This window comes from Streptomyces sp. NPDC051684 (assembly GCF_044453445.1).
GTDB lineage: Bacteria > Actinomycetota > Actinomycetes > Streptomycetales > Streptomycetaceae > Streptomyces.
In genome coordinates this window covers 98255-121173 of sequence record NZ_JBITCS010000012.1, presented here as the reverse complement: position 1 = coordinate 121173, position 22919 = coordinate 98255, and the positions used below count along the sequence as shown (strand labels likewise).

General features: G+C 70.8%; 22 protein-coding genes. 20 read left to right on the top strand and 2 right to left on the bottom strand.

Annotated elements, in window-relative coordinates:
• Positions 1 to 28: 28 nt before the first annotated feature.
• Positions 29 to 796, bottom strand: coding sequence for an SDR family NAD(P)-dependent oxidoreductase (locus ACIA8D_RS16900; RefSeq protein WP_399232766.1), 768 nt, complete (start codon positions 794 to 796; stop codon positions 29 to 31).
• A 173-nt stretch (positions 797 to 969) separates the two neighbouring features.
• On the opposite strand from ACIA8D_RS16900, the gene ACIA8D_RS16895 reads away from it, so the two are divergent.
• From ACIA8D_RS16895 to ACIA8D_RS16800, 20 genes are all read left to right on the top strand, one after another.
• On the top strand, positions 970 to 2946 hold the full coding sequence (locus ACIA8D_RS16895; protein WP_399232765.1) for a beta-galactosidase: 1977 nt from the start codon (positions 970 to 972) through the stop codon (positions 2944 to 2946).
• A gap of 126 nt (positions 2947 to 3072) precedes the next feature.
• Positions 3073 to 4404, top strand: a complete 1332-nt coding sequence (locus tag ACIA8D_RS16890; protein ID WP_399232763.1) for an ABC transporter substrate-binding protein — start codon at positions 3073 to 3075, stop codon at positions 4402 to 4404.
• A gap of 119 nt (positions 4405 to 4523) precedes the next feature.
• Positions 4524 to 5387 (top strand): carbohydrate ABC transporter permease, encoded by an 864-nt coding sequence (locus ACIA8D_RS16885; RefSeq protein ID WP_399232910.1) that lies wholly within the window; start codon positions 4524 to 4526, stop codon positions 5385 to 5387.
• Positions 5384 to 6274 (top strand): carbohydrate ABC transporter permease, encoded by an 891-nt coding sequence (locus tag ACIA8D_RS16880; RefSeq protein ID WP_399232761.1) that lies wholly within the window; start codon positions 5384 to 5386, stop codon positions 6272 to 6274. The genes ACIA8D_RS16885 and ACIA8D_RS16880 overlap by 4 nt, the downstream gene beginning before the upstream one ends.
• A gap of 31 nt (positions 6275 to 6305) precedes the next feature.
• The gene (gene dgoD, locus ACIA8D_RS16875; protein WP_399232760.1) at positions 6306 to 7454 is read left to right on the top strand and encodes a galactonate dehydratase; all 1149 of its coding nucleotides are present in this window, start codon (positions 6306 to 6308) and stop codon (positions 7452 to 7454) included.
• A 169-nt stretch (positions 7455 to 7623) separates the two neighbouring features.
• Complete coding sequence (locus ACIA8D_RS16870) at positions 7624 to 8352, top strand: SDR family NAD(P)-dependent oxidoreductase (protein ID WP_399232757.1); 729 nt, start codon at positions 7624 to 7626, stop codon at positions 8350 to 8352.
• A 38-nt stretch (positions 8353 to 8390) separates the two neighbouring features.
• Positions 8391 to 8894: a 2,4'-dihydroxyacetophenone dioxygenase family protein gene (locus ACIA8D_RS16865; protein ID WP_399232755.1), complete on the top strand. Its 504-nt coding sequence runs from the start codon at positions 8391 to 8393 to the stop codon at positions 8892 to 8894.
• Between the two features lie 96 nt (positions 8895 to 8990).
• On the top strand, positions 8991 to 9977 hold the full coding sequence (locus tag ACIA8D_RS16860; RefSeq protein WP_399232753.1) for a LysR family transcriptional regulator: 987 nt from the start codon (positions 8991 to 8993) through the stop codon (positions 9975 to 9977).
• 67 nt (positions 9978 to 10044) lie between these two features.
• On the top strand, positions 10045 to 10698 hold the full coding sequence (locus ACIA8D_RS16855; RefSeq protein ID WP_399232752.1) for an RraA family protein: 654 nt from the start codon (positions 10045 to 10047) through the stop codon (positions 10696 to 10698).
• Between the two features lie 7 nt (positions 10699 to 10705).
• Positions 10706 to 11680, top strand: coding sequence for a sugar kinase (locus ACIA8D_RS16850; protein WP_399232750.1), 975 nt, complete (start codon positions 10706 to 10708; stop codon positions 11678 to 11680).
• Positions 11681 to 11776: 96 nt separating this feature from the next.
• On the top strand, positions 11777 to 12838 hold the full coding sequence (locus ACIA8D_RS16845) for an ABC transporter substrate-binding protein (protein ID WP_399232747.1): 1062 nt from the start codon (positions 11777 to 11779) through the stop codon (positions 12836 to 12838).
• Positions 12835 to 13695: an ABC transporter permease gene (locus tag ACIA8D_RS16840; protein WP_399232745.1), complete on the top strand. Its 861-nt coding sequence runs from the start codon at positions 12835 to 12837 to the stop codon at positions 13693 to 13695. The genes ACIA8D_RS16845 and ACIA8D_RS16840 overlap by 4 nt, the downstream gene beginning before the upstream one ends.
• A complete protein-coding gene (locus ACIA8D_RS16835; protein ID WP_399232743.1) occupies positions 13695 to 14516 on the top strand; it encodes an ABC transporter permease in 822 nt (273 codons plus the stop codon). The genes ACIA8D_RS16840 and ACIA8D_RS16835 overlap by 1 nt, the downstream gene beginning before the upstream one ends.
• Positions 14517 to 14553: 37 nt before the next feature.
• Positions 14554 to 15357 carry an ABC transporter ATP-binding protein gene (locus ACIA8D_RS16830; protein ID WP_399232741.1) on the top strand — a complete coding sequence of 268 codons (804 nt, stop codon included), beginning with the start codon at positions 14554 to 14556 and terminating at the stop codon, positions 15355 to 15357.
• Complete coding sequence (locus ACIA8D_RS16825; RefSeq protein ID WP_399232739.1) at positions 15329 to 15685, top strand: hypothetical protein; 357 nt, start codon at positions 15329 to 15331, stop codon at positions 15683 to 15685. Before ACIA8D_RS16830 ends, ACIA8D_RS16825 begins: the two co-directional genes overlap by 29 nt.
• 119 nt (positions 15686 to 15804) lie before the next feature.
• On the top strand, positions 15805 to 16794 hold the full coding sequence (locus ACIA8D_RS16820) for a LysR family transcriptional regulator (protein ID WP_399232737.1): 990 nt from the start codon (positions 15805 to 15807) through the stop codon (positions 16792 to 16794).
• Between the two features lie 96 nt (positions 16795 to 16890).
• Entirely contained in the window at positions 16891 to 18453 is a 1563-nt protein-coding gene (locus tag ACIA8D_RS16815) for an aminotransferase class V-fold PLP-dependent enzyme (RefSeq protein WP_399232735.1), read from the top strand.
• A gap of 50 nt (positions 18454 to 18503) precedes the next feature.
• Positions 18504 to 18995 (top strand): RidA family protein, encoded by a 492-nt coding sequence (locus ACIA8D_RS16810; RefSeq protein ID WP_399232734.1) that lies wholly within the window; start codon positions 18504 to 18506, stop codon positions 18993 to 18995.
• Between the two features lie 35 nt (positions 18996 to 19030).
• Positions 19031 to 20344, top strand: coding sequence for an amidohydrolase/deacetylase family metallohydrolase (locus tag ACIA8D_RS16805; RefSeq protein WP_399232733.1), 1314 nt, complete (start codon positions 19031 to 19033; stop codon positions 20342 to 20344).
• Between the two features lie 106 nt (positions 20345 to 20450).
• Positions 20451 to 21908 (top strand): MFS transporter, encoded by a 1458-nt coding sequence (locus ACIA8D_RS16800; protein WP_399232732.1) that lies wholly within the window; start codon positions 20451 to 20453, stop codon positions 21906 to 21908.
• Here the strand turns inward: ACIA8D_RS16800 and ACIA8D_RS16795 are convergent.
• Complete coding sequence (locus tag ACIA8D_RS16795) at positions 21889 to 22917, bottom strand: Lrp/AsnC family transcriptional regulator (RefSeq protein WP_399232729.1); 1029 nt, start codon at positions 22915 to 22917, stop codon at positions 21889 to 21891. The two genes, ACIA8D_RS16800 and ACIA8D_RS16795, sit on opposite strands and share 20 nt — an antisense overlap.
• Positions 22918 to 22919: the final 2 nt, after the last annotated feature.

The following is a 22919-nucleotide window of genomic DNA, read 5'->3' as shown; positions in this document are numbered from 1 at the left end:
CCCAGGGCGACGGGCGTTCACCCCGTGTTCACGCGGACGACTTCACCACGCTCCAGCCGCCGTCGACGACGAGGCTCGTCCCGGTCACGTACGAGGCCTCCGGCGAGGCGAGGAAGGCAATCGCGGACGCCACCTCGTCGGGGCTGCCGAAACGGCGGGCCGCGGTCTCCGCGACGCTCGCCTCCCGCTCCTCCTGCGGCACCCGGTCCCACACCCCGGTCAGGATCGGCCCCGGCAGCACCGTGTTGACCCGCACCGACGGCCCGTACTCCACGGCGAGTTGGCTGCTCAGCGACAGCAGGCCGCCCTTGGCCGCCGCGTACGCCGGGTGGCCCGGGATGCCGTGCCGGGCGTGCACGGACGAGACCAGGACGACGGCCCCCTCCTGCTCGCGCAGATCGTCGAGGCAGGTCCGTACACCGAGGAACGCCGCGGTGAGCCCGATGGACAGCTGACGGTTCCAGGACTCGGGCGAGGTCTCGTGCGCGGGGGCGACCTCGATCTTCACGGCGTTGCTGACCAGGACCCCGACAGGGCCGAAGGCGTGCACGGCGGTCAGCACCTCCCGCCAGGACTCCTCGCGGGCGACGTCGGCGGGCACGAACGCGGCGCGGCCGCCGTCCCGCTCGATCTCCTGCGCGACCTCGGACCCGTGTCGCGCGTCGATGTCGGCGAGCACGACGGCGGCGCCCTCCGCGGCGAGCCTGCGGGCGGTGGCTGCGCCGATGCCCGCGGCGGCCCCGGTCACGATGGCGGTGCGCCCGGCGAAGCGGTCGGTGGCGCGCGGGGCTGTCATGGGCTGCCTCCTGGTTCTCCGGTGACCCGGGAACATGTTCGTCAACTGTTCGGCCGCACAAGGGGTTGACCCCCCTCAGTTCACGCTCCTATATTCCGCCACGTTAATTCCTAATTAATGGATTGAACAGGCCTGAGCACTACCGGCGAATCCCACGGATCCTGTGAGGTGCGATGCTCCACTTCGGCGCCGACTACAACCCCGAGCAGTGGCCCGAGGAGGTCTGGGCCGAGGACACCCGGCTGATGAAGGAGGCCGGGGTCACCATGGTCACGGCCGGGATCTTCTCCTGGGCCAAGGTCGAACCCCGGCCCGGTGCATACGACTTCGGCTGGTTCGACCGCGTCATGGACAACCTCGCCGACGCTGGCATCCGGGTCTGTCTGGCCACCATGACCGCGTCCCCGCCGCCGTGGCTCTCCCGCCTGCACCCCGAGGTTCTCCCGGAGACCGAGGACGGCCGCCGCAAGTGGCCCGGCGGCCGCCAGCACTACTGCCCCTCCAGCCCGGTCTACCGGGAGCACGCCGCCCGCCTCGTCGAACGGCTCGCGGCCCGCTACGCCGAGCACCCGGCCCTCGACACCTGGCACATCGGCAACGAATTCGGCTGCCACACCCGCCAGTGCTACTGCGACGTGTCGGCCGCCGACTTCCGCCGCTGGCTGCGCGAGCGGTACGGGACCGTGGACGCGCTCAACGAGGCCTGGTCCACGGCCTTCTGGTCGCAGCGCTACGACGACTTCGACGAGGTCCTGCCGCCGCGCCTGGCCCCGACCTTCGCCAATCCGGCCCAGCAGCTGGACTTCTGGCGCTACAGCGACGACGCGCTGCGCCAGTGCTACCTCGCCGAAGAGGCCGTCCTGCGCCGCGTCACACCGGACGTCCCGATCACCACGAACCTGATGCCGAACCACAAGCCGGTCGACGCGTTCGCCTGGTCGCAGCACATGGACGTGATGGCGCTCGACCACTACCAGGACCCGTACGAGGCGGACCCGCAGCGCACCGCCGCGTACAACTTCGACCTGATGCGCTCGGCGCGCGGCGGGCAGCCCTGGCTGCTCCTGGAGCAGGCGCCAAGCGCGGTCAACTGGCGCCCCCGCAACAGTCCGAAGCAGCCCGGCCGGATGCGCCTGTGGAGCTGGCAGGCCGTCGCGCAGGGCGCCGACGCGGTCCTCTACTTCCAGTGGCGCCAATCGCGCGGCGGCGCCGAGAAGTACCACTCGGCGATGGTCCCGCACGCCGGGACCGACACCCGGATCTTTCGCGAAGTCTCGGCCCTGGGGCGGGAGTTGGCATCGGTCCCGGAGATCGCGGGTACCCGCTCGACCGCCGACGCCGCGCTCCTCACCGACTGGAACAGCTGGTGGGCCCTGGAGCTGGACTCGCACCCGTCCACGGCGCTGAACCAGACCGAGATCAACCTCGCGCACCACCGCGCCCTGTTCGACGCGGGCGTGCCGTGCGACATCGTCCCGCCGGACCGCGACCTGTCCTCGTACAAGCTCGTCGTCGTACCGAACCTGTATCTGCTCAGCCAGGAGAACGCCGAGCGGCTCGCGGCCCACGTCGAGGGCGGCGGACACCTCGTCGTGTCCTTCTTCTCCGGCATCGTCGACGACTGCGACCGGGTCGAACTCGGCGGCTACCCGGCCCATCTGCGGCGGCTGCTCGGCATCCGCACGGAGGAGTTCTGGCCGCTCGACGAAGGCCAACACCGCAGCCTGCGCGGCGAGTTGACCGGTCTCGCCGACCTCTGGTCGGAGGCCATCGACCTGGAGGGCGCCGAAGCCGTCGCCCGCTTCGAGGACGGCGACCTCGCGGGCCGCCCCGCCGTCACCCGCCACACCTACGGCGCCGGTACGGCCTGGTACGTCGGCACCCGCCTCGAACCAGCCACGCTGCGAACCCTGTTGGACCGAGTACGCGGGGAGGCCGGAGTGACCCCCGTCCTGCCGAACCTGCCGGACCAGGTGCAGGCGACCGTCCGCGAGGGCGAAGGCGGCCGCTTCCTGTTCCTCCTGAACCACGCCAGGACCGAGACGACGGTCGACCTCCCCGCACCGATGCGGGACCGCCTCACCGTCGACGCGCCCCCCACCACTCGCATCACACTTCCGGCCTATGGCGCCACCGTGCTCCAAACCTGAGATTCGAGACTCTGCGGCAGCTTGAGCCAACCAAGCCCCTGCGGCGATTGAGCAGCGGGGTCCGGGGCAGCGCCCCGAGACCGCAACGCCGGGATGCCGCAACGCGCACTCTGACAAGGAGGTCAGATGCCTCAACCACCCACCCGGCGAAACATCCTCACGTGGGCCGCAGCAACCGCCGCGACCCCCGCGGTAGCGGCCTGCGGCGAATCCGCCGGCGCCGCCCGCATGTCGAAGGACCACGGCCGCAAGCCGGGCCAGAAGGTCACCCTCAGGATCTGGACCTGGGTGCCGCTGCAAAAGGCGGTGGCCCTGTGGAACAAGCGCAACCCGGACATCCAGGTCGTCGCCCAGATGGTGCCCGCCAACACCTCCGGCGGCTACCAGAAGATGCACGCCTCCCTGAAGACCGGCAACCCGCCCGACCTCGCCCAGGTCGAGTACTACGCGCTGCCCGAGTTCATGCTGGAAGGCGGCCTGACCAACCTGAGCAAATTCGGCGCGGACAAGCTCAAGGACCAGTACGTCGACTGGCAGTGGAAGCAGGGCGTCTTCGCGGGCAAGACGTACGCGATCCCGCAGGCCTCCGGTCCAATGGGCCTCTTCTACCGCAAGGACCTCCTGGAGAAGTGGGACGCCGACGCCCCCAGGACCTGGGACGAGTTCCGTGCCGTCGCGAAGAAGGCCAAGAAGCACGGCTCGTACATGACGGCCTTCCCGCCGTCCAACGCCCAGTGGTGGGCGTCCTTCCCCTGGCAGCGCGGCGCGCACTGGGTGCGCACCGAGGGCGACACCTGGATCGTCGACCTGACCTCGCAGGAGTCCCTGGAGGTCGCGGACTACTGGGACGGACTGATCCGGGACCGCTTCCTGTTGCAGACGCAGGACGCGCAGAGCGCCTTCTACAAGGGGCTGCAAACCGGGCAGCTGGCGACCTGGCCCGGCGCGCAGTGGTACGACGCGCTGATCCGCGGCAACGCCCCGCGCACCAAGGGCAAGTGGGCGGTGGCCGAACTGCCGCAGTGGGAGCGGGGCGCGCACGCCTCGTCGAACTGGGGCGGCTCCTCCACCGCGATCCTCCAGGGCTCCCAACACCCGGTCGAGGCACTGAAGTTCGCGCACTGGCTGAACACGAATCCGGACAGCATGAAGCTGCTGATCGAGGCCGGGTACGGCTGGCCGGCGGCCAAGATCGACCTTCCGAAGACGCCGCTCGGCAAGCCCGACCCGTTCTTCGGCGGCCAGCGCTACAACGAGGTCTTCCAGACCTCCGACCGCAATGTCGACACCTCCTGGCGGTACGCGCCGACCACCACCCAGTCCTTCACCCACATCCAGGACAACCTCGCGCTCGCCCTCGCGGGCAAGGGCTCCTTCGTGGACGCGCTGAAGGACGCGCAGACCAAGTTCGTCGACGACCTCAAGGCCAAGGGACTCAAGGCGAGGAGCGCACGATGACGACATCATCCGTGAGGTCCGCGCGATCCGACGCCAAGGGCGCCGCGTCCACGGCCGCCGGCCCGAAGGCGACCGGTCGCCGCCGCAACCGGCGGGCCAGGCCCGACCGCAAGGCGTGGATGTTCCTCGGACCGTTCCTCGCGGTCTATCTGTTCGCGATGATCATCCCGGTGTTCTACGCGATCTACCAGAGCATGCTGAAGGTCGAGCGTTCGGGACCGCTCGGGCTCGGCTCCCCGAAGGTCGTCTTCGGCGGCCTCGACAACTACGCGCTCGCGCTCCAGCAGGACGCCTTCCTGGAGGGCTTCGGCCGGGTGCTGCTCTTCGGGATCGTGCAGGTCCCGGTGATGCTGCTGCTCTCACTGGTGCTCGCGCTGCTGCTCGACCAGATCTCCGACCGTTGGGCCGGCCTGATGCGGGCGACGTACTTCCTCCCGTACGGCATCCCCGGCGTCATCGCGACGATCCTGTGGGGCTTCCTGTACGTCCCCGGCATCAGCCCCATCACCGAGATGCTCGGTGACATGGGCTTTCAGCCGGACTTCCTCGGCCCGGACAACGTGCTGTGGTCCATCGCGAACATCGTGATCTGGGAGTTCGCGGGCTACAACATGCTGATCATCGTCGCCCAGCTCAAGTCCATTCCCCAGGAGCTGTACGAGGCCGCGAGGATCGACGGCGCCGGACCCTGGCAGATCGCGCTGCGTGTCAAGATCCCGCTGGTGCGCCCGGCCCTCGTCCTCACCTGCGTGTTCTCCATCATCGGAACGATGCAGCTGTTCGCGGAGCCGCTGGTCCTCAAGAAGATCGCGCCGGCCGTCATCCCCGACTACACGCCGAACCTCAGCGCGTACTTCGACGCGTTCTCCAACGCCAACATCTATGTGGCCGCCGCCAAGTCCGTGATCCTCGCCGTCGTCGCGATGGTCCTGTCCTTCGGCTTCCTGAGCCTCGTCACCCGCAAGCAGAGGAGCGAGCGATGAGCGCCGTCGACGTCAAGACACCCGAGGGCGTGACCGCCGACAGGCCGCGCCGTGTCACACCGGGCCGGATCGTACTGGTCGCGGTCCTCACCATCGCCGCGATCTACTTCCTGGTCCCCGTGTACTGGCTGATCGTCGCGGCGACGAAGAACAACGACAGCCTCTACGGCTCGTTCGGCTTCTGGTTCGACAACCCGCAGCTGCTGCACAACCTGGGCAACGTCTTCTCCTACGACCACCACGTCTATCTCCAGTGGGCGCTGAACTCCCTGCTGTACGCGGGGGTGGGCGCGGTGCTCGCCACGCTGTTCTCGGCGGCGGCCGGCTTCGCGCTCGCGAAGTACCGGTTCCGGGGCCGCGAGGCGGTGTTCAAGTTCGTCCTGGCGGGCGTCCTGGTCCCCTCGACGGCGCTCGCCCTCCCCCTGTACCTGCTCTTCAGCAAGCTGCACCTGACGGACACGTACTGGGCGGTCCTGATCCCCAGCATCGTCTCGCCCTTCGGCGTGTACCTGTGCCGGATCTACGCGGAGGCCTCCATCCCCGACTCGCTCCTGGAGGCGGCGCGGGTGGACGGCGCGGGCGAAGAGCGGATCTTCGCGACGCTGGTGCTCCGCATCATGACCCCGGCGCTCGTCACGGTGTTCCTCTTCCAGTTCGTGCACATCTGGAACAACTACTTCCTGCCGTTGGTGATGCTCTCCGACGACCGGAAGTACCCCATCACGCTCGGCCTGGTCACCTGGCAGCAGGCCGCCGACCGGGTGCCGGAGCTGACGCAGTACACCATCGGCGGCGCCTTCGTCTCCGTCATCCCGCTGGCCGTCGCGATGCTCGTCCTCCAGCGCTTCTGGCGCACGGGTCTGACCGAGGGAAGCGTCAAGGAGTAGTCCGGCGCCACAGAGCAAGGGAGCAACTGGCTTGAAGATCACCCGAGTCGAGACCTTCGCCGTCCCGCCGCGCTGGCTGCTGTGCCGGATCGAGACGGACGACGGTCTCGTCGGCTGGGGCGAGCCCGTGGTGGAGGGCCGCGCCGACACCGTCCGCACGGCCGTCCACGAACTCGCCGAGCAGTTCCTCGTCGGCGCGGACCCGCTGCGGGTCGAGGACCACTGGCAGCTGATGACCAAGGGCTCGTTCTACCGGGGCGGCCCGGTCCTCTCCAGCGCCGTCGCGGGCCTCGACCAGGCGCTGTGGGACATCGCGGGCCAGGCGTACGACGCACCGGTGCATCAGCTCCTGGGCGGTCCGGTACGCGAGCGGGTGCGCGCCTACTGCTGGGTGGGCGGCTACGAGCCGGCCGAGCTGCGCGACCAGATCGCCGAGCAGGCGGCGGCCGGCTTCACGGCGGTCAAGATGAACGGTTCGGGCCGCGCGAACCGCCTCCCAACAGTCGCCGAACTCGACGCCATGGCGGCCCGCGCCGCGGTGGCCCGCGAAGTCCTGGGCCCCGAGGGGGACTTCGCGGTCGACCTCCACGGCCGCTGCACGGTGGCGGGCGCGGTCCGCGCCGCGGAGGCCATCACGCCGTACGGCCCGATGTTCGTCGAGGAGCCGGTGCTGCCCGAGTACACGCACCGCATCGGCCGGGTGGTGGAGTCCACGACGACGCCGGTCGCGACGGGCGAGCGGCTGTACTCCCGTACGGAGATGCTGCCCGCCCTCCAGTCCGGGGTGGCGGTCGTGCAACCGGACCTCTCGCACGCGGGCGGCATCTCGGAGTCGCGGCGCATCGCCTCGCTCGCCGAGACCTTCGACGCGCTGGTCGCCCCGCACTGCCCGCTCGGCCCGGTCGCCCTGGCGGCCGGCCTCCAGCTGGCCTTCTGCACACCGAACTTCCTCATCCAGGAGCAGTCCATCGGCATCCACTACAACAACGGCTCCGAACTCCTCGACTACGTCGCGGACCCCGAGGTCTTCCGCTTCCACGAGGGCCACTTCACCCGCCCCACGCTGCCGGGCCTCGGCGTCCGCATCGACGAGAAGGCGGTCCGCGCGGCGGACGGCTCGGCGGCGAGCTGGCACAACCCGGTGTGGCGGCACGGGGACGGATCGTTCGCGGAGTGGTGACACCCCCGTACCGGGGAGTGGTGACACCCCCGAACCGGGAGGAGGCCCGCATCCGAATGGCCCCCATTCCCCCCACGTATGAGAACTGACGCCTGAACAGCCCTCGTGGTCGACTCGGAGCCGATCGCGCTCGCGGTCGCTTCCGAGCCGGACACAGAAGGGGGCGGATGTGCACCAGGACGAGGTGGCGGGGCCCGGTGGGCGGACCGTGGTGGTCACCGGTGGGACCAGCGGCATCGGCGCCGCGATCGCGCGGCGCTTCGCCGCCGACGGGGACGGGGTCGTCGTCGCGGGCCTCGACGCGGACCGGTGCGCGGGCGAACTGCCGCCGTGCGTACGGGCCGTGGAGCTAGATGTCACACGGCCGGACGCGCTGGCCGCGTTCCTCGACGGGCTCGGCGGGCTCGACGTGCTGGTCAACGCGGCCGGGGTGATCGCCCGCGGCCGGGAGTACGAACCGGAGGTCTTCGCCGATGTCGTCGGCGTCAACCTCACCGGGACGATGCGCAGTTGCGTCGCGGCCCGCAAGGCGCTCGCCGACACCGGCGGCTGCATCGTCAACGTCGCCTCCATGCTGAGCTACTTCGGCGGCCCCAAGGTGCCCGCGTACAGCTCCAGCAAGGGCGGGGTGATGCAGCTGACGAAGTCCCTCGCCGTCGCCTGGGCGGACCAGGGCATCCGGGTCAACGCGGTGGCGCCCGGCTGGATCCGCACCCCGCTCACCCGGGCGCTTCAGGAGGACCCGGAGAACTCCCGCCGCATCATCGACCGCACCCCGATGGGGCGCTGGGGCACGCCCGCGGAGATCGCGGGCGCCGTCGCGTTCCTCGCGGGCCCGGACGCCGGATTCATCACGGGCGCCGTGCTCGCGGTGGACGGCGGCTACCTCGCCACGTAGGAACTCGAACCACCACGTACAGAAAGGAACATGACGCCATGTCACAGAGTCGAGGCCCGGTCATCCCCGCCTCCTCCGTCGTACCCCCGGAGATCGCCGTGGCGGCGCTGCCCGAGGACGAGCGGGCGTGGGTGCCGCAGGCGCCGAACGTGTGGTTCCGGCCGCTGATGTTCAACACGGTGACCGGACAATGGTGCAACCTGCTGAAGGTGACCGCCGCCGGCATCGTGTCCCGGCACCGGCATCCGGGCGTCGTCTTCGGCTACGTCATCAAGGGCAAGTGGCACTACTACGAGCACGAATGGGTCGCCGAGGCGGGCCACTTCGTGTACGAGCCGCCCGGCGAGATCCACACGCTGGCCGTGCCCGGGGACTGCGCCGAGATGATCACGTTCTTCAACATCACGGGCGCGATGGCCTACGTCGACGAGGACGGCGTCCAGATCGGCTACGAGGACACCTTCACGAAGATCGAGATGTGCCGGGAGCACTACGCCAAGGTGGGACTCGGAGCGGAGTACGTGGACCAGTTCATCCGCTGATGCCCGAGAAGGGTGGCGGATGGGGTGATCACGCACCATTCTGCTGGCGGCTCACCGAGGGTAGCGTTCCGGTCGATCTCGGCGACTGGAGGCGTCATGGACCTCGCAAGCGTGCACCACTACCGCATCGACTGGATCGTCAGCTTCGTGGCGGTCGCCCGGCACGGCAGCTTCTCCGCCGCCGCGAAGACCCTCTACCGCTCCCAGCCGCGGGTGAGCAGCCACATCGCCGCGCTGGAACGGCTCGTGGGGCGGCGGCTCGTGGACCGATCCGTACAGCCCGCGACGCTCACCCCGGAGGGGCGGGGGCTGCTCCCGCACGCCGAGGAGATCCTGCGGCGGCTCAACCTGATGGCGCAGAGCACCGAGGGGACGGTGTGCGGGACGGTCCGGCTCGGCTGCTATCCCAGCGCCGCCGCCCATCTGTACCCGCGGGCGGTGCGCGCCCTGCGCGCGGCGCATCCGCGGGTGCGGCTCGTCCTGCACGAGGGGCCGAGCCTGGAGCTTGGCGAACAACTCGTCCACGGGGACGTCGATCTGGCCGTCAGACCGCTGCACCCGCTCGTCAGCTCCGACAAGGTGGCCAGCCGGGTGCTGTGGCGCGAACCGCTCGTCGCGGTGTTCCGCGCCGACCACCCGCTGGCCGGCGTGCCCGAGGTGGCGCTCGCACAGACGGTGGCCCAGCCGGTGATCAGCATCGGGGAGAGCGACGACGGGCACAGCCGCCAGTACGAGACCGGTCTCGCCTTCGCCAACCTCGGCCTCCAGCCGGTGATCCGCGAACGCACCAACCAGCCGCAGACGTTGATCTCCCTGGTCCGGCACGGGCTCGGAGTCGGTGTCACCAACGCGCTCGCCATGACCACCGCGGACACCGAGGGCGTGGCCCTCGTGCCGATCCGCGACGCCGGGTGCGAGCGGGCGGTGGCCACCTGGTGGCGCACCGGCGAGGAGTCGCCCGCGGTCGCGGCCGTACGGGAGTGCCTCGACCGGCTGCCGGGGCCCACCTGGCCGTGGAGGATCACCCCGGCCGCCTCCGCGCCATCCGCTAGTCGAATAGCCGCATTCGCGACCGACCACTGACGGCCCATCAGTGCGCTCCTACGGTTGCCCCAGTCGAATCGCCGACCTGGACAGGAGCACATCCCGCATGGCCAACTCCTTCTCCCCCGAGACCATCGAGGCGTTCCGCCCGATCGCCACGGCGTCCGTCGCCGACGCGGTCGAGCAGTGCGGAGCGCGCGGCTATCTCTCCGGCACCATCCGCCAGGTCCTGCCCGGCAAACTCGTCGGCCCGGCCGTCACCGTCCTGGAGGTGCCTTCGCCCGAGCCGGCCCCGCCGGAGCACGCGCTGCGGGCCATCGACGAGTCGGCGCCCGGCAGCGTCGTCTGCATCGCGGCGGGCGGCGCCGACGTCGCGGTGTGGGGCGGCCTGATGAGCGCGGGCGCCGTCGCCAACGGTGTCGCGGGCGCGGTCCTCGACGCGGGTGTGCGCGACATCGAGGAGATCCGCCGCGACTACCCGCGCTTCCCCGTCTACGCCCACGGTGGCGTTCCGGCCACCACCGTCGGCCGCTATCGCACGGTCAGCCTCAACGAGCCGGTGGAGATGGGCGGTACGCGGGTGTGCCCCGGCGACCTGATCGTGGCGGACAGCGACGGCGTGGTGTGCGTGCCCGCCGGCCTCGTGCCCCAAGTCCTCGACGCCGCACAGGAGATCGAGCGACGGGAGCGCGAGCAGACCGTCCTGATCCTGGAATCGGGCTCGCTGCGGGGCGGGCTCGAGAAGTACCACCGGATCTGAGGGCGGCGTGGACATCCTCGCGGCCGGTGAGCCGCTCCTCGAGTTCAACACGTCCACGGACGCGCCCGGCCCAGTCGGCGCGGGCTCCTCCTTCACCGTCGGGCACGGCGGCGACACCTCCAACTTCCTGGTGGCCGCCGCTCGTTCGGGGGCGCGCACCGGGTACGTGACCCGCATCGGCGAGGACGACTTCGGCGCCGCCTTCCTGCGCCTGTGGGAGCGGGAGGGCATCGCGACCGAGCACGTGATCCGCGAGCCGGACGGGCGGACCGGGATCTACTTCGTCGCCCGCACCCCGGCCGAGAGTTCCTTCACGTACTACCGGGCACGGTCCCCCGCCAGCCGCCTCGCCCCCGCCGACCTGCCGGCCGAGGCGATCGCGCGGGCCCGCCTGCTCCACCTGAGCGGCATCACCCAGGCGATCTCGACCTCCGCCTGCGACGCGGCCTTCCACGCGATGCGACTGGCGCGGGACAACGAGACGTTGGTGAGCTACGACCCCAACATCCGGCCCGCGCTGTGGCCCGCCGAACGGGCCCGCGCGGTGGCCTGGCGCAGCATCGAGCTGTGCGACATCGCGCTGCCGAACCTCGCCGAGGGGCGGCTGCTCACCGGGCTGCACACGCCGGACGACGTCCTCGCGGCGTTCGTGCGGCGCGGCCCCTCGATCGTGGTCCTGAAGATGGGCGACCGCGGGGCTCTTCTCGCGCACGACGGGACGGTCACCCGCATCCCGCCGCACCGGGTCGACCCGGTCGACACCACCGGCGCCGGTGACGCCTTCGACGGCGCCTTCGCGGCGCGTCTCCTGGCCGGGGCCGCTCCCGAGGAGGCCGCCCGGTACGCGGCGGTCGCTGCGGCCCTCACCACGACGGGGCCCGGCGCCGTCACCCCGATCCCGCGCCGCGAGGACGTCGACGCCGCGCTGCGGCACCTCGGCGCCGACCGGCCGCCACCGTCAGCAAGTACACCGGTCCGATGAGGAGTTGAGAAGCCAATGGTTCGCGCCAAACGCCACGTCGCCGTGGCGGCATGCTCGGGAATCCTGCTGCTCGCGGGGTGTTCCGACGGTTCCACCGTGGACGACGCCGTAGAGGGTGCGTCCGGCGCGGGCGCGGCGGCGCCGACCCGCGTCAGAGCCGGATATGTGTCCGCCGTCGACCAGATAGGGCTGCCGTCCGGAGTGGAGGCCGGGTACTTCGACGAGCAGAACCTCAACGTGAAGCTGGCCCAGCCGTACCCGACCGGCGTCGACGCGCTCAACGCCCTGCAAGCGGGCGAGGTCGACTTCGTCCAGGTCGGCACGCCCGCCATCGCCGCCGCACAGAAGGGCATCGACCTGTCGCTCGTCGGCAACTACACCGGCTCGTCGAGCCGGAAGAGCATCGACGAGACGATGGCCGTGGTCGCGGCCGCCGGCTCCGGCGTGGACGGCAAGGACCTGACGTCCCTGCGCGGCAAGAAGATCGGCGTCTCCGAGGGCTCCATCAACCACCTCTATCTGCTCGGCCTGTTGCGCGAGGCCGGTCTGAAGACCGGTGACATCAAGATCGTGAACACGGAGCCGCCGGACATGGCGGTCGCCCTCAAGACTGGCGGCATCGACGCCGCGATCGTCTGGGACCCGTTCCCCATCACCATCGTCGACCAGGTCGACGGCGCCAAGGAGGTGCTGCGCGGCGGCGGCCACATCCCGTTCATCGGCTACATCGTCACCACCCCCTCGTACGCGAAGAAGCACCCGGAGGTCGTCGAGCGGTTCCTGACGGCGCGGGCGCGCACCGACCAGTGGATGCGCGAAAACCCGAAGGACGCGGCCGACTCCGCGACGCGGTGGCTGCCCGGCACGAAGAAGGCGGTGGCCGTGGAGGCGATGCGGCACAACGTGAAGCAGCTCGACCCGCGCTTCTCCGCCTGCAACTACCTCGCCCTCGACACCCAGGCCCGGCTGCTCGCCAAGCAGGGCGCCGTCAAGGCGGGCTTCGACGTCGACCGGTACTTCGACCCCAAGCCGATCCTGAAGGTGATGGCGGCCAACCCGAAGCTGTTCCGGGATCTGCCCGCCGTGCCGAAGGCGGCGGCCGTCGGCGGCGGTTACCGCTTCGACCGGGCGAGCGCCTCGAAGGCCTGCCCGTCGTGACCCCGCCGACGACGAAGGAGGCGCTCCGGGGCCCGGCGACCGCGGCCCCGGGCCGCCCGGCGAAGCCCCGCGCGCGGCGCCGCCGTTCGCGCGCCGTCGCCGCGCTGTGGTTCGTCGGGCCGCTCGCCGTACTCGTGGTCGCCTGGGCGGTGACCGTGGCCGTCACGGGGACGCCGCTGCGGGTGTTCCCGCAGGTGACCGATGTGCTCAGGGCGCTCGGTGACATGGCGGCGAGCGGTGACCTGGCCCGCCATCTGGGCGCGAGCCTGCGGCGGATGGGGATCGGGATCGTGCTCGCGCTGGTGACCGCGCTGCCCTTCGGCATCGCGCTCGGCTCCAGCCGGGCACTGTCCGCGTTCTTCGCACCGCTGCTGCGGTTCTCGGTGGCCCTCGCGGGCATCGCGTGGATCCCGGTGGCGACGCTGTGGTTCGGCTACGGGGACCGCGCGGTCGTCTTCATCGTGTGGAACGCGATGTTCTTCGCGCTGACGTACAACGCGATGCTGGGCGTGCGCCAGATCCCGGTCCAACTGCTGCGAGCGGCACGCTCGTTGGGCACGGGGCGGGTCCGGATGCTCTGGGAGATCCTGCTGCCGGGCGCCCTGCCGAGCATCGTCACCGGGCTTCGCGTGGGCCTGGGTTACGGCTGGCGCGGGCTCGTGGCCGCCGAGATCATCGCGGGCAGCGCGGGCCTCGGCTACGCGCTGTTCCAGGCGCAGAAGTATTTCCGCACGGACGTCATCATCGCCTCGATGGTGATCATCGGGGTGCTGTGGCTGCTGATGGACCGGCTCCTGCTCGCACCCCTGGAGCGGCGCACGGTGGAGCGCTGGGGCATGACGGGGGTGAACCGCTGATGGCCGCACTGTCCACGGCGCCCGCGCCCGTGTGGCGGCGCCTGCTGCGCAGCGGCACCGTCCGCACGCTCGGCCCGTTCGTGCCGGTCGTCGCCCTGTGGTGGCTGCTGGCCGAGTTCGAGGTGTTCCCCCGCTCGTTCTTCGCGGGCCCCGGAACCGTCCTCGCTACGCTCGGCGGTCTCCTGGAGAAGGGCATCCTGCCGGGCTATCTCTCCGACTCCCTGACCCGCCTCGCGTACGGCGTCGGGTTCGGTCTGCTCATCGGGCTGCCGCTGGGCTTCGCGGTGGCGATGATCGGCCGACTGCGCCGGTTCTTCTGGCCGATCCTGCTGTTCTTCCAGGCCATCGCGGACATCGCGTGGCTGCCGATCGTCATCGTCTGGTTCGGCTTCAGCCTGACCGCCGTCACCTTCGTGATCGTCTACACCATCGTCTTCCCGCTGATGCTCAGCGTCGTCGCGGGCGTCGAGCAGGTGCCGCGCGAACTGGTGCGGGCGGCGCGCAGCCTCGGAGCCGGGCGGTGGCGGGTGTTCGTCGAGGTGGTCGTGCCGGGGTCGCTGCCGTCGGTGGCGGGCGGCATCCGCACCGGGCTCGGCTACGGCTGGCGGGCCCTGGTGGCCGCCGAGATCATCGTCGGCACGAGCGGGATCGGCTACATGATGTTCGACGCGCGCCCGGTCGGCGACATCAGCCAGGTCTTCCTCGGCATGGTCGTCCTCGGCGCGCTCTGGCACGCGCTGGACGCGCTGATCCTGGCCCCGTTCGAGCGGGCGACCGTCGAACGCTGGGGAATGGTCCGCAGGTTGGAGGCCGACGGGTGACCGGCGACCGACGAACGAGCTGGTGGGAGAACGACGGATGACCGCTCTGGAGATCAGCAAACTGCGCAAGGCCTACGCCGACGACTACGGCGGCGAGGAGGTCACAGCCATCGACGAGGTCTCCTTCGGTGTCCAGGAGGGCGAGTTCGTGTCGGTCCTCGGGCCGAGCGGCTGCGGCAAGACCACCGTCCTGAACATCGTCGCCGGGTTCGTCGAGGCGAGCGGCGGCACGGTCTCCGTGGACGGCGCGCCCGTGCACGGCCCAGGACCCGACCGGGGTGTGGTGTTCCAGAGCCATGCCCTCTTCCCGTGGAAGACGGTGCTCGGCAACGTCGCCTTCGGCCCACGCATGCGCGGGGTGCCGAAGGCCGAACGCGCCGACCGGGCACGGGAGTTCCTCGACCTGGTCGGCCTCGCGGGCTTCGAGCACCGCTATCCGCACGAGCTGTCCGGCGGCATGCAGCAGCGGCTCGGCGTGGCCCGCGTGCTCGCCAACGAACCGGCGGTGATGCTCATGGACGAGCCGTTCGCCTCCATCGACGCGCAGACCCGGCGCAAGCTGCAAGAGGACCTCACCGGCATCTTCGAGAGCCGCCGCCCGACCGTCTTCTTCGTCACCCACGACGTCGACGAGGCGGTGTTCCTCTCCGACCGCGTCGTGGTGCTCACCCGCCGCCCCAGCCGGGTGCGGGAGATCGTCGACGTGGCACTGCCCCGGCCCCGGCGCTGGGACACCGCCGTGACGCTGCCGGAGTTCCGGGCCGCCGTGGACCGGGTCAACGCGCTGCTGTCAGGGGAAGGGGATGAGGACGGTGCCGCCGACGTCGTCGCTGCTTCGTAGGACCGCGAAGAGTCCCACGCTGCGGAAGATCGCGGTGGTGGTGCTCCTCGTGATCGTCTACCAGGTGTGGCTGAGCGTGCAGGCCACCGGGAAGGTCGGGCCCGGGGTGGGGGAACTCCGCGATCCCCGGGGGCGGTTCGCCGTCGACGTCGAACTCGGGTTCAAGCCGGAGCGGTACCACATCCTGCAACTGCAGAAGCACGGGCGGATCGCCGGCACCGACGGCGACATGGTGCATCTGCGCGGGGTGGCCCCGGCCGGGGTCGACGCGCTGACCCGCGAGTACTGGATCGAGCACATCGAGGCACCGTCGGGGGCGCCGCGCTGAACCGGCGTGCCGCGCAAGCGGGTTCACGGTTTCGCACGCTATTCGGAAACCGTATCGGCCCTCCTCTGAAAGCCGGTCCCTTCTGGTCCGCGGCGCTCTGGCGACGGTAGACGAGAGGCATGCTCCGTTCCGATCTGCGTCTCGAATGGCTCGTCTCCTTCCTCGGCGTCGTGGACACCGGCAGCTTCAGCGCGGCGGCCGAACTGACCCACCGCTCCCAGCCGCGCGTGAGCATGCATGTCGCCGCCCTCGAACGGGAGGCGGGGGTGCCGCTGTTCGACCGCGACCGGCGCCCGGTGACACCCACCGACGCGGGCGCGGTCCTCGCCGAGCACGCGCGCGCCATCCTGCGCCGGCTCGCCGGGGCCGAGGCCGCGATGGCCGGGTACCGCGGCGCCGCGCGGGGCGTGGTGACGCTCGGCAGCTACCCGAGCGCGAGCGTGGCGTTCGTGCCGCAGCTCCTGGAACGCATGGCGCGCACCCGGCCCGCCATCAAGGTGGTCCTGGTCGAGCGCTCCACCCTGGAGCTCGACGCGGCGCTCGCGAGCGGCGAGGTGGACGTCTGCCTGCGCCCGATGGCACCTCCGCCGGGCCCCTCGGTGGAGTCGCGGCCGCTGTGGTGGGAGGGCCTGATCGCGGTCCACCCGCCCGACCACTTGCTGGCCGAACTGCCGGAGCCGCTGCCGCTGGCGGCGGTGGCCGCGCACCCCCTGATCACCATCGGCCGGCTCGGCTCCCCCGAGGCGATGGGCTTCGAGACGTACCGCGCGTTCAGCGAGCGCGGCCTGGAGCCCAACGCCGTCCAGGCCACCAACCAGCCGCAGACCCTCATCTCGCTGGTCCGCAGCGGCCTCGGCATCGGTGTCACCAACCTCCTCGCCGTCGCCACCGCGGACACCTCGGGTGTCGTGGCGCGCAGGCTCGACGTGCCGTGCGGGCGCCGGGTCGCGGTGCACTGGTCCACCACCCGGACCCTGACACCGCCCGCGCGCACGCTGCTGCGCGAGATCGAGGCGTCACAGGTGCCACCGGGCACCCGGGACCTCACCGAGGACACCCGGAACGGTTCATCCAACTTGCGAATACCCGCATCAGCACGGCGCGCTTAACGCCGGTCGACGGCGTTCCTAGCGTGTGTCCAACACCGGTCAACGAGGCGGAAGTCGAGGGTTCGGATGCGTACTGACCCAGTCACACGTCGCACGATGCTCGGGCGCAGCGCAGCGGTCGGCGGGGCGCTCACGCTCGGCCCGCTGCTCGCGGGAGAGGCGTCGGCGGCCGACAGGTCCACCGGCACGACCAACGCCGCCGCGAAGAAGGGCGGCTACGAGCGGATCGGCGTCCGGCCCCTCATCAACGGCCGCGGCACCTACACCGTCCTGAGCGGTTCGCTGATCCTGCCGGAGGTGCGCGAGGCCATCGACGCGGCGTCGCGACAGTACGTGCAGCTGGACGAGTTGGCCGACGGCGTCGGCAGACGGCTCGGCGAGCTGACCGGCGCCGGGTTCGGCATGGTCAGCTCCGGCTGCTCGGCGGCCCTGACCCACGCGTCGGCGGCCTGCACGGCGGGCGGCAACCCCGACCTGCACATCCAGATCCCCGACCTGAGCGGCTTCAAGAAGACCGAGGCGATCATCCCCAAGCACTCCCGGAACGTGTACGAGGCCGCCATCAGCGCCGTGGGCCTGAAGGTCGTCGAGGTGGCGACGCGCGAGGAGATGAAGGCGGCGCTCGGCCCGCAGACCGCGCTCGTCTACGTGTTCGCGATGCCCCGCGTCGACGAGAGCGAACTGGACCTGAGGACCATCGCCGACCTCGCCCACGCCAAGGACGTGCCCGTCCTGGTCGACGCCGCCGCCGAGGTCCTCACCATCCCCAACGTGCACCTGAAGCGCGGCGCCGACCTCGTCGCGTACAGCGGCGGCAAGGCGCTGCGCGGGCCGCAGTCGGCGGGCATCCTGCTCGGCCGCGAGGACCTGGTGCGCGCGGCGTGGGTGCACAGCGCGCCGCACCACGGCTACGCCCGCGGCTTCAAGGTCGGCAAGGAGGAGGCCATGGGCATGCTCGCGGCCGTCGAGATGTGGGTGCGCCGCGACCACAAGGCCGAGTACGCGAAGTGGACCTCGTGGCTGCGCACCATCGCCAAGCGGGTCTCCGCCGCGGTCCCGGGTGTCACCTCCGAACTCGTCCAGCCGGAGGGCCTGTCCAACCGCACGCCGACGCTGAACCTGTTCTGGGACGCGGAGAAGCGCGGTGTCGTCGGCCAGACGATCGTGGACGCCCTGTGGGCGGGCGAGCCGCGCATCGCCATCAACCCGGCGAGCGGCAAGGACCCAGCGCTCTCGGGCCTCGCCGTCACCCCGTACATGCTGGAGGCCGGCGACGAGAAGACCATCGCCGACCACATCGTCAAGCAGCTGAAGGACCCGCCGCCGGCCCCCGCGAAGCCGAAGCCGCCCTCCGTCGACGCGAGCGGCACCTGGTCCCTGGAGATCACCTACGCGGCCGGCGCCTCCAGCGCGCACAAGCTGACGCTGAAGCAGGACGGCGCGAAGCTCACGGGCACCCACCGCGGCGACTTCGTCTCACGCGCCGCCACGGGCTCGGTGAGCGCCGACGAGGTGACCGTGCGCAGCTCGTACGGGGAGGAGCACGGCGACTCCCTCTCGTACGCCTTCACCGGCAAGCTCTCCGGCGACGAGATGAGCGGCCGCGTCGATCTGGGCGAGTACCTCAAGGGCACCTGGAACGCGACCCGCACGTCCTGAGCCCCCCCCCCTTCTCCAGCACTCCCACCATCACCTTCATCGGAGGACGCGTGACCTCGAACCGACGGGACTTCATCCGCAAGGCCCCCGCCGTGGCGGCCATCGCCGCCGTACCGGCCGTGGCGGGCGCGGGCCCGGCCTCGGCCGCCGACGCCCGGCACGGCAAGCCCGACAAGCCGCGCAAGGAGGTGCACTACCCCGACGGCGGGAAGCCGCCGGAGAACCCGCTGTTCAGCCCCATCGTCACGTACGGCTCGATGGTCTTCATCTCCGGGATCGGCGCCCACTTCGAGGGTGACATCCGCGCGCACACCGACCATGTGCTGAACGAGGTGGAGCGCCATCTGGAGTCCGTGGGCTCCTCGATGGCGAAGGTCCTCAAGATCAACGTCTATCTGAACACCCTCGACGACTACGACGGGATGAACGAGGTCTTCCTCGGCCGCTGGGGCCCCGAACCCGGTGTGCGCACCACGATCGCGGCGGCGGCCGGCATCCCGGGCGACTCGCTGGTCGAGATCGACTGCATCGCCGTCATCTGAGTCGTCCCACCGGTCCGAACGACGAGGGAGTCCTCATGCACATAAGACAGCGGGCCCACTGGCTGGTGCTTCCGGCCGCCCTGACGCTGACGCTCGGCGCGGCGACGGCAGGCGCCCTGGCACCGTCGACGGCGGCCGCGAAGGCGCAGGCCGAGGCCTACGACCTGGTCATCGAGCGCGGCCATGTCATCGACCCGAAGAACCATGTGGACGCGGTCCGCGACGTCGCGGTCAAGGACGGGAAGATCGCGAAGGTGGCGAAGGACATCGACGCCTCCGCCGCGAAACAGAAGGTCGACGCGGCGGGTACGTACCTCACCCCCGGCCTGGTCGATCTGCACGCCCATCTGTTCCCGGGACCCGAGGACGACTACGCGAACGGCAAGAACGGGGTGGCACCCGACGGCTTCACCTTCCGCACCGGTGTCACCACCGCCGTCGACGCGGGCTCCTCGGGCGCGGCCAACTTCGACCTGTTCAAGAAGAACATCATCGACCGCTCCCAGACCCGCGTCCTCGCCTTCCTCAACATCGTCGGCAAGGGCATGGGCGGCGCCAAGGTCGAGCAGGACGTCAGTGACATGAAGCCGGGGCCCGCGGCGGAGAAGGCGGCCCAGCACCCGGACACCGTCGTCGGCATCAAGACCGCACACTACGAGGGCAAGGACTGGGCCGCCGTCGACAACGCGGTCGAGGCGGGCACCAAGGCCGACCTCCCGGTGATGGTCGACTTCGGCGCCAACCACCCCGAGCGGCCGATCGAGCAACTCCTCGGCGAGAAACTGCGCCCCGGTGACATCTACTCCCATGTGTACTCGGGCCTGCGCAACGAACTGCTCGACAGCGGCAAGCTCAACTCCGGCCTGCACAAGGGCCGGGAGCGGGGTGTGCTGTTCGACGTCGGGCACGGCGGCGGCAGCTTCAGCTGGAACGTGGCCGTCGAGGCGATGAAGGAGGGCTTCGCACCCGACACCATCTCCACCGATCTGCACATCACCAGCATGAACGCCGGCATGAAGGACATGCCGAACATCATGGGCAAGTTCCTCACGCTCGGCATGCCGCTCAAGGACGTGGTCGAGGCCTCCACCTGGAAGCCCGCGAAGGCCGTCGGCCGCGCCGACCTGGGCAACCTCTCGGTCGGCGCCCCGGCCGACCTGGCGATGTTCTCCCTCGACAAGGGCAGGTTCGGCTACGTCGACAGCTTCGGCTACCGGATCGACGGCAGCCGCAAGCTCACCACCCAGCTGACCGTCCGCGCCGGCAAGGTGGTGTGGGACCTCAATGGGAAGTCCACCCAGAAGTGGACGCCGGGGGCCAAGCCGGACACCGGGGAACACGAGCACTGACCAGCATCCGGACAAGTGGACGAGGGCCTTCCGGTGGTTGCATACGATTCCGCGCAACGCTCCACCCGTACCACCCGCACCATCGGAAGCACACCGGAAGGCCCCCGTGAGCACCACCACACCCCCGACCGCCGGGACGGGACCCGTCGCGATCCGGTCCGCGGCCGACGTCTCCGATCTGGTCAACTCCGGCACGGCGCGCGGCAAGCACGCCCGGATGATCGTGATCATCGCGCTCGGCGGCATCTTCCTCGACGCGTACGACCTCAGCTCGCTCGCGTACGGGCTCCCCGACATCACGAAGCAGTTCGGTCTCAGCTCCACGATGGCCGGTGTCGTCACCGCGTCGATCAGCGTCGGCTCGCTGATCGGCGCGCTCCTCGGCGGCTGGCTCGTGGACCGAATAGGCCGCTACCGGGTCTTCATGGCCAACATGCTGTTCTTCGTGGTGACGGCGCTGGTGTGCGCGGTCGCGCAGGACGCCTGGACGCTGATCGGCGCCCGTTTCGTGATGGGCATCGGCGTCGGCATGGACATCCCGGTCGCCATCGCGTTCCTCGCCGAGTTCTCCCGGCTGCGCGGCAAGGGCAGCAAGGGCTCGCGCACGGCCGCCTGGTCGCCCGCCTGGTACGCGGCCACCAGCGGCTGCTACCTCGTCATCATGGCGCTGTACTTCCTACTGCCCGACGCACACCTGGGCTGGCTGTGGCGCTTCACCGTCGGCTTCGGCGCAATCCCCGCACTCGTGGTCCTGCTGCTGCGCCGCCGCTACATGAACGAGTCCCCGACCTGGGCAGCCGACCAGGGCGACCTGGAGGGCGCGGCGGGCATCCTGCGGCAGTCCTACGGTGTCGATGCGTACGTCCCCGATGACGTCGAGGGGAAGACGGAGCGCCCGCAGCGCCCCGGGCTCGCCTCCTACGCCCGCCTGTTCAAGGGCCCGTACCGCACGCGCACCATCCAGTCGGTGGCGGTCGGCCTCGCGGAGACCTTCGGCTACAACGCGGTCGCGTTCGGTCTGCCGATCATCATCGCCACGCTCATGACGCAGGGCCCGCTGACCACCATCGCGTCGTCCTTCACCCTGAACCTCGTCTTCGCGCTGACCGGTGGACTGCTCGGCATCCACTGGGCGTCGACGAAGGGCGCCTGGCCGATGATGTCGCTCGGCTTCGCGATCCAGCTCGTGGCGATCACGGTGCTCGCGCTCATCGGACAGCCCTCGGGCACGGCCCTCGTGACGGCGGGCATCCTGATGCTCGGGGCGTTCATGTTCGCGCAGGGCTTCGGCCCCGGCGCGCACATCATGAGCTACGCCTCGCTGGGCTTCCCGACCTCGATGCGCGGTGTCTCCATCGGCTTCAACCAGGCGGTGCTGCGCCTCGGTTCGACGCTCACGCTGTTCTTCTTCCCGATCCTCAGCACCGGCCTCGGCACCGGCGTGTACTGGGTGATTCTCGGCGCGCCGGTCCTCGGCCTGATCGCGCTCCTCGTGAAGCGGTGGGAGCCGGTGGGCTTCGACGCCGACGCGGAGGAGCGGGAACTCAGTCTCCGGTCGACCTGAGAGGGACGGCGCCCACGCTGTGGCCGCGCCGGTCGAGCAGTCGGCCGGCGTGCTTCAGCGTGCGCAGCACCACCGCGCGCTCCGTGATGCGCAGGCCGAGGTCGGCGAGGCGCCGGTTGAGGAGGGCCTCCGTGGTGTGCACCTCGGCCAGCGTGCGCAGCCAGATGTCCAGGATGAGGTTGTGGGTGCCCGCCGTGATGCTGCACATGCGCAGGCCCGGCAGGGTGCGCAGGGCCTGTACGGCAGGGTCCAGGTTCTCGGCGGGCACGGACCCGAAGTAGACGGCGGAGACGGGGAATTCCGTCAGCGGCCGGGCCAGGGTGCACCGCAGCGAGAGCCGTCCGCCCGCGGCCAGCACGCGCAGCCTGCGGCGGACCGTGGCGGTACTCGCACCGGTGGCGCGGGCGAGGCCCGACAGCGGCATCCGCCCGTCGGTGCCGAGCGCGTGCGCGATGCGCCGGTCTATGGGCCGTATCGGCTCGTCGGGTGCGGGGCTCTCGGCGGCCGCGTCGTCGGGGCGGAGCAGGGCGCGCTGGCTCGGTGTGAGGCTCCGCAGCCGCCACTGCGCGCCCTCGAAGGGCACGGCCGTGATGACATGGATCCTGGTGCCGCGCACACCGGGCAGCCGGGAGATCCGCTCCCCGGTGTACCGGGCGAGGTCGTCGAACGACGAGGCACCCACGATGGCCAGCAGATCGCGCCCGCCGGACGTCTGCTTGAGGCTGAGCATCCGGGAGTCCGCGGCGAGCGAGGTCAGCACGTCCTCCGGCAGATGCCCGCCGGTGTCGATCTCGACCTGCGCGTACACCGAGCCCTCGTCGCGGTCGAGCGCGAGATAGCCGTCGACCCAGGCGGCGCCGCTGCGCGCGAGCCGCTCCCAGCGCCTGGCGGCGGTGACGGGGTCGATGCCGAGGGCCTCGCCGATGAGTGTCCACGGGGCGCGGGTGTTGATCTGAAGGGCGTGCACGAGGGCGAGATCGAGCTCGTCGATCCTGGTGCGCTCCACCACGG

Bases quoted from the DNA above. Each gene is read 5' to 3' on its own strand.
- ACIA8D_RS16835 (WP_399232743.1), top strand. From the start codon at position 13,695: ATGGCCGCACTGTCCACGGCGCCCGCGCCCGTGTGGCGGCGCCTGCTG.
- ACIA8D_RS16890 (WP_399232763.1), top strand. From the start codon at position 3,073: ATGCCTCAACCACCCACCCGGCGAAACATCCTCACGTGGGCCGCAGCA.
- ACIA8D_RS16830 (WP_399232741.1), top strand. From the start codon at position 14,554: ATGACCGCTCTGGAGATCAGCAAACTGCGCAAGGCCTACGCCGACGAC.
- ACIA8D_RS16805 (WP_399232733.1), top strand. From the start codon at position 19,031: ATGCACATAAGACAGCGGGCCCACTGGCTGGTGCTTCCGGCCGCCCTG.
- ACIA8D_RS16815 (WP_399232735.1), top strand. From the start codon at position 16,891: ATGCTCGGGCGCAGCGCAGCGGTCGGCGGGGCGCTCACGCTCGGCCCG.
- ACIA8D_RS16860 (WP_399232753.1), top strand. From the start codon at position 8,991: ATGGACCTCGCAAGCGTGCACCACTACCGCATCGACTGGATCGTCAGC.
- ACIA8D_RS16895 (WP_399232765.1), top strand. From the start codon at position 970: ATGCTCCACTTCGGCGCCGACTACAACCCCGAGCAGTGGCCCGAGGAG.
- ACIA8D_RS16865 (WP_399232755.1), top strand. From the start codon at position 8,391: ATGTCACAGAGTCGAGGCCCGGTCATCCCCGCCTCCTCCGTCGTACCC.
- ACIA8D_RS16885 (WP_399232910.1), top strand. From the start codon at position 4,524: ATGTTCCTCGGACCGTTCCTCGCGGTCTATCTGTTCGCGATGATCATC.
- ACIA8D_RS16820 (WP_399232737.1), top strand. From the start codon at position 15,805: ATGCTCCGTTCCGATCTGCGTCTCGAATGGCTCGTCTCCTTCCTCGGC.
- ACIA8D_RS16880 (WP_399232761.1), top strand. From the start codon at position 5,384: ATGAGCGCCGTCGACGTCAAGACACCCGAGGGCGTGACCGCCGACAGG.
- ACIA8D_RS16855 (WP_399232752.1), top strand. From the start codon at position 10,045: ATGGCCAACTCCTTCTCCCCCGAGACCATCGAGGCGTTCCGCCCGATC.
- ACIA8D_RS16900 (WP_399232766.1), bottom strand. From the start codon at position 796: ATGACAGCCCCGCGCGCCACCGACCGCTTCGCCGGGCGCACCGCCATC.